The sequence below is a fragment of the Nocardia concava NBRC 100430 genome (genome assembly GCF_000308815.1).
Lineage (GTDB): Bacteria > Actinomycetota > Actinomycetes > Mycobacteriales > Mycobacteriaceae > Nocardia > Nocardia concava.
The window spans coordinates 268,987-285,130 of record NZ_BAFX01000074.1 but is presented as its reverse complement, the minus strand read 5'-3'; the positions used below and the strand labels follow the sequence as shown (position 1 = coordinate 285,130).

At 68.0% G+C, this 16,144-nt stretch carries 17 protein-coding genes; 12 read left to right on the top strand and 5 right to left on the bottom strand.

Going from position 1 to position 16,144, the window contains the following annotated elements:
- Positions 1-95: 95 nt before the first annotated feature.
- Both ON43_RS46210 and ON43_RS15735 read right to left on the bottom strand, forming a co-directional pair.
- The gene (locus ON43_RS46210; RefSeq protein WP_040808211.1) at positions 96-521 is read right to left on the bottom strand and encodes a M15 family metallopeptidase; all 426 of its coding nucleotides are present in this window, start codon (positions 519-521) and stop codon (positions 96-98) included.
- A gap of 365 nt (positions 522-886) precedes the next feature.
- Positions 887-2,563 carry a fumarate hydratase gene (locus tag ON43_RS15735; RefSeq protein ID WP_051178494.1) on the bottom strand — a complete coding sequence of 559 codons (1,677 nt, stop codon included), beginning with the start codon at positions 2,561-2,563 and terminating at the stop codon, positions 887-889.
- Between the two features lie 192 nt (positions 2,564-2,755).
- Here ON43_RS15735 and ON43_RS15730 point away from each other — a divergent pair, with 192 nt between their 5' ends.
- The 7 genes from ON43_RS15730 to ON43_RS15700 all read left to right on the top strand — a co-directional run bounded on the left by ON43_RS15730 (position 2,756) and on the right by ON43_RS15700 (position 8,590).
- Positions 2,756-3,238 (top strand): MarR family winged helix-turn-helix transcriptional regulator, encoded by a 483-nt coding sequence (locus ON43_RS15730; RefSeq protein WP_051178486.1) that lies wholly within the window; start codon positions 2,756-2,758, stop codon positions 3,236-3,238.
- A gap of 164 nt (positions 3,239-3,402) precedes the next feature.
- Positions 3,403-4,296: an STAS domain-containing protein gene (locus ON43_RS15725; RefSeq protein ID WP_033085408.1), complete on the top strand. Its 894-nt coding sequence runs from the start codon at positions 3,403-3,405 to the stop codon at positions 4,294-4,296.
- Between the two features lie 15 nt (positions 4,297-4,311).
- The gene (locus tag ON43_RS15720; protein ID WP_040808082.1) at positions 4,312-4,701 is read left to right on the top strand and encodes an STAS domain-containing protein; all 390 of its coding nucleotides are present in this window, start codon (positions 4,312-4,314) and stop codon (positions 4,699-4,701) included.
- A complete protein-coding gene (locus ON43_RS15715) occupies positions 4,691-5,104 on the top strand; it encodes an ATP-binding protein (protein ID WP_373283450.1) in 414 nt (137 codons plus the stop codon). Before ON43_RS15720 ends, ON43_RS15715 begins: the two co-directional genes overlap by 11 nt.
- Positions 5,097-5,750, top strand: a complete 654-nt coding sequence (locus ON43_RS15710) for a SpoIIE family protein phosphatase (RefSeq protein ID WP_040808081.1) — start codon at positions 5,097-5,099, stop codon at positions 5,748-5,750. The genes ON43_RS15715 and ON43_RS15710 overlap by 8 nt, the downstream gene beginning before the upstream one ends.
- A 13-nt stretch (positions 5,751-5,763) precedes the next feature.
- Positions 5,764-8,064, top strand: a complete 2,301-nt coding sequence (locus ON43_RS15705; protein ID WP_040808079.1) for a SpoIIE family protein phosphatase — start codon at positions 5,764-5,766, stop codon at positions 8,062-8,064.
- A gap of 196 nt (positions 8,065-8,260) precedes the next feature.
- Positions 8,261-8,590 (top strand): STAS domain-containing protein, encoded by a 330-nt coding sequence (locus ON43_RS15700; protein WP_040808207.1) that lies wholly within the window; start codon positions 8,261-8,263, stop codon positions 8,588-8,590.
- A gap of 173 nt (positions 8,591-8,763) precedes the next feature.
- On the opposite strand, the gene ON43_RS15695 is transcribed toward ON43_RS15700, so the two are convergent.
- Positions 8,764-9,801: an LLM class F420-dependent oxidoreductase gene (locus ON43_RS15695; RefSeq protein ID WP_040808077.1), complete on the bottom strand. Its 1,038-nt coding sequence runs from the start codon at positions 9,799-9,801 to the stop codon at positions 8,764-8,766.
- A gap of 125 nt (positions 9,802-9,926) precedes the next feature.
- Here ON43_RS15695 and ON43_RS15690 point away from each other — a divergent pair, with 125 nt between their 5' ends.
- Both ON43_RS15690 and ON43_RS15685 read left to right on the top strand, forming a co-directional pair.
- Positions 9,927-10,565, top strand: coding sequence for a cyclodeaminase/cyclohydrolase family protein (locus tag ON43_RS15690; RefSeq protein ID WP_040808075.1), 639 nt, complete (start codon positions 9,927-9,929; stop codon positions 10,563-10,565).
- A gap of 251 nt (positions 10,566-10,816) precedes the next feature.
- Positions 10,817-11,563 (top strand): L,D-transpeptidase, encoded by a 747-nt coding sequence (locus ON43_RS15685; protein WP_040808074.1) that lies wholly within the window; start codon positions 10,817-10,819, stop codon positions 11,561-11,563.
- A 119-nt stretch (positions 11,564-11,682) separates the two neighbouring features.
- On the opposite strand, the gene ON43_RS15680 is transcribed toward ON43_RS15685, so the two are convergent.
- Positions 11,683-12,531: a bifunctional 5,10-methylenetetrahydrofolate dehydrogenase/5,10-methenyltetrahydrofolate cyclohydrolase gene (locus ON43_RS15680; protein WP_040808073.1), complete on the bottom strand. Its 849-nt coding sequence runs from the start codon at positions 12,529-12,531 to the stop codon at positions 11,683-11,685.
- 246 nt (positions 12,532-12,777) lie between these two features.
- Between ON43_RS15680 and ON43_RS15675 the strand changes: the two genes are divergently transcribed.
- From ON43_RS15675 to ON43_RS15665, 3 genes are all read left to right on the top strand, one after another.
- Complete coding sequence (locus tag ON43_RS15675; RefSeq protein ID WP_083913441.1) at positions 12,778-13,665, top strand: YdcF family protein; 888 nt, start codon at positions 12,778-12,780, stop codon at positions 13,663-13,665.
- Between the two features lie 212 nt (positions 13,666-13,877).
- Positions 13,878-14,834 carry a putative protein N(5)-glutamine methyltransferase gene (locus tag ON43_RS15670; protein WP_040808204.1) on the top strand — a complete coding sequence of 319 codons (957 nt, stop codon included), beginning with the start codon at positions 13,878-13,880 and terminating at the stop codon, positions 14,832-14,834.
- Between the two features lie 43 nt (positions 14,835-14,877).
- Positions 14,878-15,573 carry an HAD family hydrolase gene (locus tag ON43_RS15665; RefSeq protein WP_040808070.1) on the top strand — a complete coding sequence of 232 codons (696 nt, stop codon included), beginning with the start codon at positions 14,878-14,880 and terminating at the stop codon, positions 15,571-15,573.
- Positions 15,574-15,590: 17 nt separating this feature from the next.
- Here ON43_RS15665 and ON43_RS15660 read toward each other — a convergent pair whose 3' ends face one another.
- On the bottom strand, positions 15,591-16,106 hold the full coding sequence (locus ON43_RS15660; RefSeq protein WP_040808068.1) for an ester cyclase: 516 nt from the start codon (positions 16,104-16,106) through the stop codon (positions 15,591-15,593).
- Between the last annotated feature and the right edge of the window lie 38 nt (positions 16,107-16,144).

Below are 16,144 nucleotides of genomic sequence, written 5' to 3'. Positions count from 1 at the left end.
GAGTAGTCGTCTGCTCTAGTGCATTCTCGTCGATTCGCCGAACCGGGTGGGGCGTGAATTGCGCTCAGGGGGAGGGGATCACGGCCCGGGGGGTGTCAGCGGAGGCTGGCGTCGGGGAGGCGGGTGGGGCAGGGGGTGTCGGGGGCGGTGGCGAGTTCGAAGTGCCACCATTCGTTGTCGTACATGCGGCACAGGCCCCAGTGGGGGCCGTTGTCTTCGAGCCATTGCGCGCCCTCGCGGGGGCCTACGTCGATGGCTTGGCCAGTGACGTGGGTGGATTCGTTCGGGGGCAGGACCCAGCGGCGGGCGGCCTCGGGGCTGCCGTAGGTCTGGAGGCCGTCCTCCCACAGCGCTTCCTGCTCGGCCGGAGTGCGATAGCCGGAGGTGATCCACAGCGAAATGCCGTTGGCGTACGCCTCGGCGGCCGCGGCATTGTAGGCGGCGGACAGCCGCGGGTCGAGGCCGTCGGTGCCGGAGGCAATGGCGGTGGCGACGGAAATCGATTGGGCGACCGGGAACAATTGGCCGACAGGGATCGAGTTCGCGTCGCCGACAAAGTGAGTGATGGGGGCCGAATGGCTGGCCGGAGCCGAGTCGGCGGTAGGTACGCGCTCGGTGTTCAGGGTCGCCCCGGCCGAAAGGCCCTGCGCGGCAGGGCGGGCCGAGGCGACGGCGGTCAGGGAGCCGCCGACGAGGCCCGCGCTGGCCAGCACGGCCACGGCGGCCGCGCGGCGCGCACCGGCCCGCCGCTGGGTCCCCGTTACCTCCGCGCTCACCGCACGCATGCACTCGCCTCCTGGCTCGGACTTCACCGTTGGCCCACCCCGAACCGGTCAAGGGACCGGGGTGGCCGACGAATTCTATTGCGCGACGCGCGTTTCGGCCGTCAGACGCGCTCCTTGGACCGTTCCCGCACGCGCAGCGCGATCGGCTTGGAGGTCTCGGCGAAGAAGTCGTTGCCCTTGTCGTCGACGACGATGAAGGCCGGGAAGTCCTCGACCTCGATCTTCCACACCGCTTCCATGCCCAGCTCGGGGTATTCGAGCACCTCGACGGACTTGATGCAGTCCAGCGCGAGCCGCGCGGCGGGGCCGCCGATGGAGCCGAGGTAGAAGCCGCCGTGTTCCTTGCACGCCTTGGTGACCTGCGCGGAACGGTTGCCCTTGGCCAGCATCACGTGCGAGCCGCCCGCGGCCTGGAACTGGTCGACATAGGAGTCCATGCGGCCCGCGGTGGTGGGACCGAAGGAGCCCGAGGCGTAGCCGTCGGGGGTCTTGGCCGGACCGGCGTAGTAGACGGCCATGTCCCGCATGTACTGCGGCATCGGCTCGCCCGCGTCGAGACGCTCCTTGATCTTGGCGTGCGCGATGTCGCGCGCCACGACCAGCGGACCGGTCAGCGAGAGCCGCGTCTTCACCGGGTACTTCGACAGCTCGTCGCGGATCTCCGACATCGGCCGGTTCAGGTCGATCTTCACGACATCGCCGCCGAGGATGGCGTCGGTCTGCTCCGGAAGATACTGCGCCGGTTCACGTTCCAGCTGCTCGAGGAACACGCCCTCGGGCGTGATCTTGGCCAGCGCCTGACGGTCCGCCGAGCAGGACACCGCGATGGCCACCGGGCACGACGCGCCGTGACGCGGCAGCCGGATCACGCGCACGTCGTGGCAGAAGTACTTGCCGCCGAACTGCGCGCCGATACCGAAGGACTGGGTCAGCTTGAAGACCTGCTCCTCGAGCTCGAGGTCACGGAAGCCGTGCGCGGCCATCGAGCCCTCGGTCGGCAGGTTGTCCAGGTAGTGCGCCGAGGCGTACTTGGCCGTCTTCAAGGCGAATTCGGCCGAGGTGCCGCCGATCACGACCGCCAGGTGGTACGGCGGGCAGGCCGCGGTGCCCAGCGAGCGGATCTTCTCGTCGAGGAACTCCAGCATGCGATCCGGGTTCAGGATCGCCTTGGTCTCCTGGTACAGGAACGACTTGTTGGCCGACCCGCCACCCTTGGCCATGTACAGGAACTTGTACGACGGCTGCGCGGGATCGCCCGCCTGCGAATACAACTCGATCTGCGCGGGCAGGTTGTTGCCGGTGTTCTTCTCGTCCCACATGTTGATGGGCGCGAGCTGCGAGTAGCGCAGGTTCAGCTTGGTGTAGGCGTCGAACACGCCGCGCGAAATCCATTCCGCGTCATCGGCTCCGGTGAGCACGCCCTCGGACTTCTTGCCCATCACGATGGCGGTGCCGGTGTCCTGGCACATCGGCAGGATGCCGCCCGCCGAAATGTTCACGTTCTTCAGCAGATCCAGCGCCACGAACCGGTCGTTGCCGCTGGACTCCGGATCGTCGATGATCTTGCGCAGCTGGGCCAGATGCGCCGGCCGCAGGTAATGGCTGATGTCGTGCATGGCCTCCGCGGTGAGCATCCGCAACACCTCGGGCTCCACCTGCAGGAAGGTCCGCCCACCCGCCTCGAACGTGCTCACACCCTCGGTGGTGAGCAGCCGGTACGGCGTCTCGTCCTTGCCGATGGGCAGCAGATCCGAATACAGGAAGTCAGGCGCGGTCACGAATCGCACTCCTCGAGCAGGGCTGGGGGCTGGTCAGCCGACGGTTCAAGCAGAGTGACTCTATCGATCGCTCGACAGGCCGTTGCGAACAGGTACAGGTTGCACCTTCAACCGGGCGGGTGTTACCTGTGCATGATGCGCTTGTCGGCGGCGGGGAGGAATAGCATGGTTGCGGAACCCGGGAGTGGAACTGTGGCGCAAACCCGTTGGCTCGACGATGTCGAGATGCGCGCGTGGCTGGGGTACGTGTTCACCCGTGACCTGATCGCCGCCGCGGTCGGGCGTGATTCCCTACGCGAATCCAATCTCACCTACGTGGAATACACCGTGCTGGCCCGCCTGGCCGACGCCACCGACCACCGCCGCAGCTTCGCCGAACTCGCCGCGGTGCTGGAGTGGTCGCAATCGCGGCTCTCGCACCAGATCACGCGCATGGAGAAGCGCGGACTGGTCGCCCGCGAATCGATTCCCGACGATGCCCGCCGCACCGCCGCCGTACTCACCGAAAGGGGCGCGCGGGTCCTCGATTCCGCCGCTCCCTCGCATGTCGAGAGTGTGCGTCGTCACATGGTCGATGTGCTGGATCGTGGCCAGCTCACGGCGCTGGCCGACATATACGACACTTTGCTGGCCCATCACCGAAGACCGGAAACCCGCGGAGAGCAGACCACGTGACCAATTGCCACGCCACCAGCGTTTGGTTTGGCACCCATTGGGTACTGGGTAAGACTAGGCTCGGCACCGGCTTCCGACGGCGGTCGGCACCGAGCACACGATCGGCTACCCGATCGTCGAAGTGAGCACCCGACCTGGCCTTAGCGAAAGGGGCAGGAGTTTTCATGTCCGACGTGTCCATCGGTCTCTCGGCGGATTCACTGCCCGCGGGTCCCGTCGACAATCTGCTTCCGCAGCTCGTCGAACACCTGCGGCAGAACCGCACCGAATTGCGCGAGGAGTGGGCCCGTCGCATCACCGACGCCCAGCTCCTCACCGCGATGACGCCCGAGGAGATCTTCTCCGAAGCCACCTCCGTCTACGACAACTACGTCGAGGTGCTCGAGACCGGTAGCGTCGAAGCGCTGCAGGCCTACGCGCGCGATCTGTCCGAACGCATCATCCCCAGAGGAGTCGAGACCGACGAGGTCGTCGGCATCGTGCTCCTGCTGCGAGACGTGCTGGCGCGCAGCCTCTTCGAGAAGTACCAGTCCGACTTCGAGCTGCTCAAGCTGGTGCTCGACGCCTACGAACCGGCCGCGAACCGCATCGCCAACACCGTGGCCGTGTCCTTCGTGCAGGAGCGCGAGCGCGTCATCCGCCAGCAGCAGGAAGCCATCCGCGAGCTGTCGACGCCCGTGCTCCAGGTGCGCGAGCAGCTGCTGATCCTCCCCATCATCGGTGTGCTGGACTCCCAGCGCGCCCGTCAGCTGACCGAGCAGTTGCTGCGGGCTATCCGCGCCAACCGCGCCAAGGTCGTCGTCATCGATATCACCGGTGTGCCCGCCATCGACTCCACGGTGGCCAACCACCTGGTGCAGACGGTCGACGCCTCCGGTCTCATGGGTGCGAATGTCATCATTACCGGCCTGTCGTCGGAGATCGCGCTTACCCTTGTCACCATCGGCCTGGATCTGTCGAAGATGAATGCCGTCGGTGACCTCCAGGGTGGCATCGAGGAAGCGGAGCGTTTGCTCGGCTACGAGGTGTCGCGTGTCACCGATCGCGACGGACGGTAATCCAGGGCGGGGCAGATGCCGGTACCCATTCTCAAACAAGGCACATACCTGATCGCGTCGGTGCAGTCCGCACTCACCGACGCCGATACCGAACGCCTGCAAGACGATCTGATGACCTATGTCAGCAGATATCGTGCCCAGGGCATCATCGTCGATGTCACCGCAATCGACGTAATGGACTCCTTTGCCGCCAGATCGCTGCGTACCATCGCCCACATGACCAAGCTGCGCGGTGCGGAAACGGTCATCGTGGGCCTGCAGCCCGAAGTCGCCTTCGCCATGGTGCAATTGGGCTTGACCTTCGAGGACATGCACACCGCGCTGGACCTCGAGGAAGGTCTGTCGTGGTTGAACAAGAAGACCCAGAAGGGCAGCCAACGAGACGGTCGTGATCGTGGCCGCTGACGACGTGGTGATCGCGGTGAACGTGTCCAACGACATCGTGACCGCTCGGCAAGCGGGGCTGGAGTTGGCTGCCAAACTCGGGTTCTCGCTCTCCGATCGCACCATGATCGCGACCGCCATTTCCGAAGTGGCGCGCAATATCACGAGTTACGCGGGCACCGGGGCGATCCATCTCGGGGTTCAGGAGCGCGACGGCCGGCGCTCGATGGTGGTGCAGGCCAAGGACAATGGACCCGGCATCGCGGACATTTCACGCGCCATGGAGGACGGCTACTCCACCGGACGCGGTCTGGGGCTGGGTCTTCCGGGTTCCAAGCGCCTGATGGACGGCATGCTGATCAAATCCGAACCCGGGCACGGCACGCTCGTCGAAATGTGGAAGTGGGTGCCCACCGGTGCGTGAGGACGGTTTCATCGGCGCGGTCGAATGGGCCGTCGCCGGTCGCGCACTACCCGGGCAACGTGTTTCGGGTGACCGGTCGGTCATTCTCGACGCGGGCGGGGGTTCGGTGCTCTTCGCCGTACTGGACGGTCTGGGCCACGGCGCGGCCGCGGCGGACGCCTCCGATCGAGCGGCACAGGTGCTCTCGGAGAACCGCGCGGAGCCCTTGGATGTGCTCATGCTGCTGTGCCATCGCGCCATGGCCGATACCCGCGGCGCGGCGGTTTCCCTGGCGCTGTTCGACTCTCGCGATCGCGTGCACTGGCTCGGCGTCGGCAATGTCGAATCCCGCATTGTCGCGGTGGCTCCCGGCAAGCCGGCCATTCGCGCCAGCGTGCTGCTGACCGGCGGCATCGTGGGTTATCTGCTGCCGCCGAATCTGCAACCGCAGACCGTGGCGGTGCGCCCCGGTGATCTGCTGCTCATGTCGACCGACGGCATCACGAGCAGTTTCGCGGACTCGGTGGACCTGTCCAAGCCGACCTCGGAGATCACCGCCGACATCCTCGCCCGGCACGCCAAGGATACCGATGACGCGCTGGTGCTGGCCGCCCGGCATCGCGGGCATTCCCATCCGTCCCAACCGATTCCGACGGTGAAGCCATGAGCGGGGATACCGCGTGAGTGCGGTCCTGGCCGCGTTCCGCGAGGACTATGCCGCCGCGCTGCGGCTGCATCTGCGCGCACCGAACCAGACCACTTTGTCCGAGGGTTTCGAGCTCGGCCGGCGGGCGCTGGTCGAGGGTGTGAGCATTCTCGACCTCACCGAACACCACTACCGGCTGCTCGAGCACGACGGAATCATGCCCGTCCCCGACGGCACCGACCGCACCGAGGCGGCGCTGGAATTCCTGCTGCAGACCATGGCCGCACTGGATGTGGCCACCCGCGGCTTCCTCGACGGCACCCGGCGCTATGAGCAACAGCGTTCGCGCGCCGACGATCTCGCCGGGCGCGACGCCTTCCGCACCGCGCTGGTGGAGTCGCTGCAGGACGGATTCTTCGTCGTCGATTCCCATGGCACGCTGGTCGAGGTGAATTCGGCGTTCGGCGCCCTGACCGGCTACGGCCCGGACGGGATTCCGTACGCGCTCCCCCACCCGTGGACCGTGCCCGAGGCCCCGCGCTATCCGGATCTGGGCACCGACGCGGCCCGCTTCGTGATGCCCATCCAGCACCGGGACGGGCGGCGGCTGTGGCTGGCGGTGTCGACCAGTTCGCTGGTGAAACCCGAAGACGGCGAACGGATCTTCGTCGGCACCCTGCGCGATGTCACCGCCGAGCACGATGCCCAGGCGCGCGATCAGGCCGTGTCGCGGCTCGCGACGGCGGTCGCCGCGGCGACGAGTGTGGTGGAGGTGCTCACCGTCGGGCTCGAGGAGCTGCGCCGTGCGATCGGGGCCGAGGCCGCCGTCGTCTCGGTCTGGCCCAATCGGCACACGGGGCCCGAACTGTATGTCTCCGAGGACAACCCGTACACCGGCGCCGGTGTCGCGCCGCACGACACCCAGCCGATCCACCTGCCCGAACGGGTGCTGCACGGCGGCGGCGAATCCCGCCAGGTGCTCGACGCCCGCGCCCGGGCGCTGCTGGATCGGGCCCGCCTGCAACCCGGGCGGACGATGTTCGCGATCCCGGAGGGCGTGACCAGTTCCGAGGGCATCGTCGCGCCCCTGGGTGAGAGCGGTGACTCGGCGCTGTGGCTGCGCTTCGCCGCGCCGCGCGTCATCACTCCCGGTGACTGGGCGCTGTTTTCGCTGCTGGTCGGTCATTTGAGCCTGGCCGTGCAGCGCGCCCGCAACTTCGATCAGGCGCGCTCCACCTCCCTGACCCTGCAGCGCGCCATGCTCGGCCCGATCGAACTGCCGCCGCGCTTCTCGGTGCACTACGAGCCCGCGCTGCCGCCGCTCGAGATCGGCGGCGACTGGTACGACGTGGTGCGCCTCGAGGACGGCACCATCGGCGTGGTCGTCGGCGACTGCGTCGGCCGTGGCCTGTCCGCCGCCGTCGTGATGGGCCAATTGCGCACGGCCGCACGCGCTCTGCTGCTGCGCGGCGCGGGCCCGGCGCAGCTGCTGGCCGAACTGGACACCGTCGCGGCCCGCATTCCGGGCGCCATGTGCACGACCGTGTGCGCGGCGATCCTGGATCCCGTGCGTGGTCTGGTGCGCTACTCCAATGCCGGGCATATGCCCCCGGTGCTCGCCGAACCCGGCAAACGCGGCCGATTGCTGGAGGGCGGTCGCGCGGTTCCGTTGGCCACCTTCGACATTCCGCGCCGCCCCGAAGCCACCACCCCGATGGCTCCCGGCTCCACGCTGGTGTTGTTCACCGACGGCCTCGTCGAGCAGCGCAATGTCGATATCGCCGACCGCTTCGTCGAACTCGCCGACGAATTGGCCCGCGTCGCCGGGCAATTGCCGCGCGAAGTGGTCGATTCGGTGCTCTCGCGGCTGCGGCCGACCGGCGGTTACGACGATGACGTGGCCATGGTCGTCTACCGCCAGCCGCCCAAGACCCTGCGCCTGGACGTGCCCGCCGAGGCCCGTGAATTGTCCGGACTCCGGCGCGCGCTGCGGGCCTGGCTCTCGGCCGCGGCGGTCCCCCACGACACCGCCGTGGATCTGGTCGCGGCCGCGAACGAGGCCTGCAGCAACAGCATCGAGCACGCCTACCTCGACGGTGAGCCGGGCCGGGTGCGCCTCACGGCGGATTGCGGCGTGGACACCCTCACCATCGAGGTGAGCGATACCGGTCTCTGGCGGCCGCTGCCCGCGGATCCCGGTCATCGCGGGCGCGGCATCGCCATGATGCGCGCACTCACCGATCATCTCGACATCGACAGTTCCGGGCCGGGCACGCGGGTGCGGATGTCGGTGCGACTAATGGCCGTTTCATTCTCCGCGGCCGGGCGCATGTGAATCAGGGCCCGCCGGCACCACTTCGGCGGGCGGTTTCGGATCACTCCGAAAGAGTGCGGTACCTGTGGTTTTCGCTATAACGACGACTACCGAACGAGTACCGATGTGGTAGACGATGCAGCACGAACGGACGGAGCATGGCAGATTGACAAACGTGACCAACACTTCCGGAGACGGCTATCCATTCGCCGACACGATGACCACCTCGGTCACCGAACGCGCCGAGGCGACGGTCCTCACCGTGGCCGGTGACGTCGACCTGGCGACCGCCCCCGCGCTGGAGAACGCGGTCGACGCCGCCCTGGCGGGCACGCCCGCCGCGCTCGTGATCGATCTGACCGCCGTGAGCTTCCTGGCCTCGGCCGGCATGGCGGTCCTGGTCGGCGCGCACAAACGCGCCGGCGATACCCGCATCGCGGTGGTGGCGGACGGACCCGCCACCAGCCGCCAATTGAAGGTGACGAGCCTGGATCAGGTGTTCGCGCTGCATCCGACACTGGACGAGGCGCTGGCCTCCCTGCGCTGAGATATGAGCCCCGGTCCGGCAAACCGGACCGGGGCTCCCAGCGCGACAACTGATCTCGTAAGTTCCGGGTAACTCCCCGGGGACGTCCAAAATCGGTTCGGCTCTCAACCGCCGGCACGGGTGCATGGCGGTCGGCGGCTCTCAGCCGCCCGCTGAAGGCCCGGGGAGGCGGGTTAGCTCAGCTCGCGCAGCTGCTCGATCAGCTTCACGCGCTCGGCGGTGGATCCGGCCATCGGGACCACGTTCAGCACGGTGACACCGGCCTCGCGGAACGCCTGCACCCGCTCCTTCACGAACCCGGCCGAACCGATCAGGTTGGTGTCACGCACCAGATCGTCGGGAACCGCCTTGGCGGCCTCTTCCTTCCGGCCCGCCAGGTACAACTCCTGGATCCGGTCGGCCTCGGCGCCGTAGCCGTACTTGGTGGCCAGCGTGTGGTAGAAGTTCTTGCCCTTGGCGCCCATGCCGCCGATGTAGAGGGCCAGATGCGGCTTGACGCCGTCGCGCCAGCTGTCCACATTGTCGCCGATCGCCAGCGCCGGGCCGGCGAAGATCTCGAGGTCGCCGCGCGCCGGATCACGCTTGGCCAGACCGGCTTTCACCGACTCGCCCCACACGGCGTCGGCCTTCTCCGGCAGGAAGAAGATCGGCTGCCAACCCTCGGCCATTTCCGCGGCCAGCTCGACGTTCTTCGGGCCGAGCGCGGCCAGCAGCACCGGAATGTTCTCGCGTACAGGGTGATTGATGAGCTTGAGCGGCTTGCCCAGGCCGGTGCCCTGCCCCTCGGGCAGCGGGATGTTGTAGTACTTGCCCTGGTATTCCAGGCGTTCGCGCTTCCACACCTTGCGGCAGATCTCGAGCACCTCGCGGGTGCGGCCGATCGGCGCGTCGTAGTTCACGCCGTGGAAGCCCTCGATGACCTGCGGGCCGGAGGCGCCCAGGCCCAGGATGAAGCGGCCGTCGGAGACGTAGTCCAGGCCCGCCGCGGTCATGGCGGTCAGCGTGGGGGTGCGGGTGTAGAGCTGCAGGATGCCCGAGGCCAGCTGGATCCGTTCGGTCTTCGCGGCCAGGTAGCCGAGCGCGCTCACCGCGTCGAACGAATACGCCTCGGGCACGAACGCGATGTCCAGGCCCGCCCGTTCGAGGTCGGCGACCTCGGCGGCGATCTCCTTGAAGCCGTCGGTGTAATTGATCGACAGTCCGATACGCATGCCCGGGACCTTACCCAACTATTTGCATAGGTCGGCGGGTGGGTTGCCGGTAGGCACCGCAGCGCCGGTACGGTTAGCGGCGCACTCACTCCAATTCCCCGTACTGCCAAGGGAGGCCACCCCTCATGACTCAGGACACCACCGGCTTCGGTGACTCGACACTGCGGGGGTACCTGGATCAGTTGGCCGCCAAGGTCCCCGCCCCCGGCGGCGGCGCGGTCGCGGCGCTGCACGCGGCCCAGGGCGCGGCGCTGGTCGCCATGGTCGCGCGCTACACCACCCGCGCCAAGGATGCCGAGAACCGCCCGGTCATCGACCGCATCATCGAGGCCGCCGACGCCGCCCGCGAGCGCTCGCTGGCGCTGGCCGACGCCGATGCCGCCGCCTTCACCGGGGTCGGCAACGCCTACAAGCTGCCCAAGGAGACCGAGGCCGAGCAGGCCGCGCGCGCCGAGGCCATTACCGCCGCGCTGCTGCAGGCCGCCCGCGTGCCCGCGGCCGTGGTCGCCGAGGCCGACGAAATCGTCTCGCTGGCAAGCGAACTGCTGCCGATCGGCAATCCGAACGTGGTCACCGATATCGGCGCGGCCGCCGACTGCGCGCGCTCGGCGGCGGCCAGCTCGCAGCTGAACATCGCCATCAATGTGGCTTCCCTCGACGGCGCGGCGGGCGCTGAGTTCGCACCCGTGCTGAAGCAGATCGAGGAAGTCATCGCCCGCGCCGACGCGCTGCACGACGACGTCGTCGCGGCCATCACCCGCTGAGGTTTCGCGGCCAGCACCCGTCGAGTCTCGAGGCCGTCACACCGGCACGCGTCGAATCAGCTTGCGCTGTACCCCGTTCCGTTATGGAGCGGGGTACAGCCGTTTTCCGCCCTTCTACCTGCCGACACGAACTTTCACATAGCTCCCACGCCGGGACAATGGTTACGAACCGGGAACATTTCCGAATGGGACAGATGATCAAGTCATAGGCTGAGGAACCCAGGCCCACACCCTCTCGAAGGGATGGAACGATGCGGAAAGCGCTTCGCTCGCTGTTCGTCGCAAGTTTTGTCGCGGCGGCTGCCGCGTTCGGATCCGGAGCCGCGGGTGCGGTTCTCACCACCACCGGTCTCCCAGCGGTTCAAGCGATTTCGCCCGGTCCCGGCCAGACGGTCGGCATCGCGGCCCCGGTCACCGTGCAGTTCGCGTCCGCGGTCACCGATCGTGCGAAGGCCGAGCGCACGGTCGATGTCCGGGCCGGGAACTCCCTCGCCGGAACGTTCTCCTGGCTCGACGACCGGCAACTCATGTGGACGCCGGCCAACTATCTACCCACCAGGTCCCCGATCACGGTCTTCGCGGGCCGTGAGCACATCAAGTTCCAAACCAATGGCGGCACCACCGCGGATGCGGACATGTCCAACCACACCTTCACGGTGTGGATCGACGGGGTAGCCCGCACCATGCCCGCCTCGATGGGCAAACCCGGCCGTGAAACCCCGGTCGGCACCTTCCCGGTGCTGTCGCACGAACGCTCGGTCACCTTCGACTCGCGGACCATCGGCATCCCGCTCAGCGACCCCGAGGGCTACCTCATCACCGGTGAGTTCGCCGAACGCCTGACCTGGGGTGGCGTCTACGTCCACTCGGCCCCCTGGTCGGTCGACTCCCAGGGCAACGCGAACGTCAGCCACGGCTGCATCAACCTCGCCCCCGCCGACGCCGAGTGGTACTACGACAACGTCTCCATCGGCGACCCCGTCACCACCCACTGGTGATCTGCTCGTCCACCACCCGCTGGTGACTCGCTCGTCATCCCGGCGCGTTTTTGGCCGGGATCCACACCAGTACGGGTGGATCCCGGCCAAAAGCATGCCGGGATGACGGGAACTGTTCGCTAGCGGGCGGATTCGGCGGCCTGGACCACGTGGCGCATGAGCAGGGCGGTGGTGACGGGACCGACGCCGCCGGGGACGGGGCTCAGGGCCGAGGCCTTGCCGGTGACCGAATCCGCGTGCACGTCGCCGGTGATGTTGCCGTTCTCGTCCTCGTTGGTGCCGACGTCGATGACGACCGCGCCCTCGCGGACATGCTCGCCGGTGATGAGGCCCGCGCGGCCGACCGCGGCGACCACGACATCGGCGGGGGTGGTGACGGCCGGGAGGTCGGCGGTGCGGGAGTGCGCGATGGTGACGGTCGCGTTCTCGGCGAGGAGCAGCTGAAGTAGCGGCTTGCCCACCACATTCGAGCGGCCGACGACGGTGACCAGGCGGCCCGCGAGCGGAACATTGTGGAACTTGGCCAGTTCCACGACCGCCTCGGAGGTGGCGGGCGGGAAGCCGGGCAGCCCGGAGGCGAGCAGGCCCAGCGACAGCGGGCTGACGCCGTCGACGTCCTTGGCGGCCGCGATGGCGATGCTCACGTCGTCGAGGCCGACGCCCTTGGGCAGCGGGGTCTGCAGCATGATGCCGTCGACGGTCGCGTCCTCCGACAGCTCGGTGAGCTTGGCGCGGATCTCCTCGGCGGTGGCGTCGACGCCGAGATCGACGTTCTCGCAGGCGATTCCGAGACGGTCGGCGGCGCGGTTGAGCGACTTCACGTACCAGGCGCTGGCCGGATCGTCGTTCGCGATCACCAGGGCCAGGCGGGGTGCGGCGCCCTTTTCGGTGAGGGCGGCGGCGCGCGCCTTGGTGTCGGTGTTCAGGGCGGCGGCGAGATCCTTGCCGATGAGCGAAGTCGTATCCACGGATGCACAGCCTATCGCGCGACCGGAAAGGGATTGCGAGGCGTGCACAGGCAGACCGGTCGGTCCAGTGGTGGTGGGTTTCTCGCGGGCCCGACGGTTCGCGCGCGTTCCCAGATGTGACGTGGATCAAACGCGCGAAATCTGTTCGGCAAATACCCGACAACCGCGATGGTCAGTCGTATCGTGTCTCCATTCGGATCTGAGCCAATAGCCAGCAAATTGAATAGATAGCCAGCAACGCAATGCATGACACCCTCCGAAAGGTCGACAGCAGTGCAGATCGCCAGGCGTTTTCCCACTCTGCTCGCGGCGGCGGCCGCAGCGCTCACCATTCTCGGCACCGGCACCGCGCATGCGGATCCCGGTGCCCTCTACAACTCGGCGCAGGACAATTTCACCAGTGGCAATGAGGGCGCCGGTCTGGCCGACCTGCGCCAATTACTCACCGAGTCACCGGATGACGCGCAGGCGCTGTCGCTGCAGGCGATCTGGTCGGACTACACCGGGGACCTGATCACCCGCGAGGTGGCGCTGAACCGGCTCAACGCCATCGACGGGAAGCTGGCCGACGGGACGCGGAATCTGTTCCGCGCCATCGGCGCCGCCGTCGGCACCCTCCCCAACCCGATCCCCGCGATCGCGGGCCCGCAGACCGGCATCGCGGTCCTGGGTTACGGGCTGCTGCCCGACGGGTCCATGCGCCCCGAGCTGGTGAACCGCCTCCAGGCGGCCTGGCTGCAGGCCATCGCCTCCCCCATGTCCCCCATCCTGGTAACCGGCGGCAACCCGCAGAACGGCATCACCGAGGCCGCGGCCATGCAGGGCTGGCTCATCGGCCACGGCATCCCGTCCAGCCGCATCCTCACCGACCACCGCGCCGGCTCCACCGTCCAGAACGCCCTCTTCGGCGTCTCGATGCTCCGGGACGCCGGCGCCACCAGCGCCATTGTGGTGACCTCCCCCAACCACATTCGCCGCGCCGTCGCCGACTTCATCGTGGCGGGCATGCCGGTCATCGGCGCCACCACCTCCCTCGAACAGCTGGTCTCCCAACTCCCGCCCCCGGCCCGCAACAGCCAGCGCGGCATCTACCTCGACGCCAGCCGAGTCCTCCGCCTCCCCACCGAGCGCTGACAGAGAGTTCCCCCCGCACGGCGGAATTCGACCAACGGGTCATCGGCATACGGCCGGTGGCCCGAATACTTCCCACCTGTGTTGCCCGCCGCCATCACCGGGCAGGAGGCCCGCACCCGCACCCGAACGGCCTACCTCAGCCGATAACTCGACCCGGCCGTGCCCGGACCCTGCCGAACCCGGGTAACTGCCCGGCCGTGCACAATGGCGCGGTGAGCTTCCCCGACACCGGCACCCTGGTCGCGCGTCTGCGCGCCGCCGGATGCGTGTTCGCCGAGGACGAGGCCGCGCTACTCCTCCATGCGACCAGCGACCCGGACCTCCTGGAATCGCTTGTGGCCCAGCGCATCGCCGGATTCCCCTTGGAACACCTCCTGGGCTGGTCGGAGTTCCGCGGCCTGCGGGTCACCGTCGCGCCGGGCGTCTTCGTGCCGCGCCAGCGCACCGTGTTCCTGGTCGACCAGGCCGTCGAGTTAGGGCGCGCGCTCGGCACCGCGCTCCAGCGATCCGGGGCGACCGCGGGGCTCATGGGCGCTTCCGGCGCGATCTCGGCTGGGATCCACTATGGCGGCGTAGATCCGGCGGTGCAGACGAGCGCGGAGCACACCGGGCCGGAAGGAGACACCGTCCGGTCACCCGCACCGCCGCCGCGGGCCGTCGTCGCGGTCGATATGTGTTGTGGCTGTGGTGCGCTGGGGTTGGCGTTCGCGAAAGAGCTGGCTGCCGAGGGGGTTCGGGTCGAGTTGACCGCGGCTGATATCGAGCCTGCTGCCGTGAAATGCGCGCGGGAGAATCTCGAGGCGGTGGGCGGGCGGGTGTTCGAGGGGGATTTGTTCGAAGCTGTGCCTGCGGAGCTGCGGGGGCGGGTGGATGTGCTGCTGGCGAATACGCCGTATGTGCCGTCTGGGGAGATCGCGGGGATGCCGCCGGAGGCTCGGGATCATGAGCCGCGGCGGGCGTTGGATGGCGGGGTGGATGGGTTGGACGTGTTGCGGCGGATCGCGGCGGTGGCGGGTGAATGGCTGGCTCCCGGTGGGCATTTGCTCGTGGAGGAGAGCGAAGAGCAGGCGCCGGTTGCGGTGGAGGTCATGCGGTCCCACGGGCTGATCGCACGGGTCGCGGAGTGCGAGGAGCTGGGCGCGACCGTGGTGATCGGGACGCGCGGATGAGCGCGGATCGGGGCGGCGAGATGAACGGGATCGGCAGGCGGGCATGACTATTCGCGGGGTGCTGTTCGATGTGGATGACACGCTCATCGACTATTCGGGGACGGCGCGGATCGGGATCTTGAAGCATCTGGCGGCGGAGGGGGCGCTGGATCGGTTCGAATCGGCCGATGCGGCGGTGGCGTTGTGGCGGGCGATCGAGGAGGAAGAGTATCCGCGGTTTCTGGCCGGGGAGTTGACCTTCAAGGGGCAGCAACTGGTGCGGACGCAGCGATTCCTGGCCGAGATCGGGGTGGCGGTCGAGGATCCGGTGGCGTGGTTCGCCGCGTATTCGGCCTATCGGGACACCGCGTGGACGGCCTTTCCGGATGTCGCACCGGCGCTGCGCGCATTCGACGGCAGGGTCGAGTTGGGGGTGGTGTCCAATGCGTCGCTGCCGTATCAGACCGGGAAATTGCGCACCGTGGGGCTGCTGCACCATTTCGAGGACGCGATCCTCTGCTCGGACGAATTCGGTTCGGCCAAACCGGATCCGAGCATCTTCCACGCGGGGTGCGCGATGCTCGGATTGGAGCCCGAGGAGGTCGCGTATATCGGTGACCGGTACGACGTGGACGCGCTCGGGGCCAGAGACGCTGGGCTGCGGGCGTATTGGCTGGATCGCAGTGGGCTCGGGGTCGCGGCGGACCCCGGCGTCACCGTCATTCGCTCACTGGCGGAACTGGATTCGAACTCCGACTGAGCCGCTGTTCGCGGTTGCTACCCGGCGGCCTTACGGGCCTCACTCAGCGCACGGTGCATGCGCACCAGGTAGACCGGAGTCGGTGGTACCCAACCCAATTGGGTCGCCTGCCCCAGATCGTCGCGGTTCGCCCAGTGCTCGATGATCTTGCCGTCGGCAATGCGCAGCCAGTGCGACTGGGTGACCGCGAAGGTCTTGCCGGTGGACGGGAAGGCCTGCTCCGGCTTGGCATCCGGCCCGTAGACGACGAAGGTGCCGGTCTGGCGGCCGTGCATGGTGGTGTGCAGCACGACGAGATCGCCGTCGACGACGACTTCGTTGATATCCCACCGCATATCGCTGTAGGCCGAGCGCAGCCATTGCGCCGAGCCGTAGAACGCGGCCGGACCGCGGCCCCGCGCGGCGGGCGGCTCGGCCCGGGACTCGCGGTTCACGGCCTCGGGGTGGATGACGGCCTCGAAATCGGCGAGCTCCCCGTCCGCCATGAGCTCCAACGACCGGATCGCGAGCTTGCGCGCGTCCTCATCCGCCATGATTCCCTCCGATTATCGACACGACGGTAGTTGTCCAC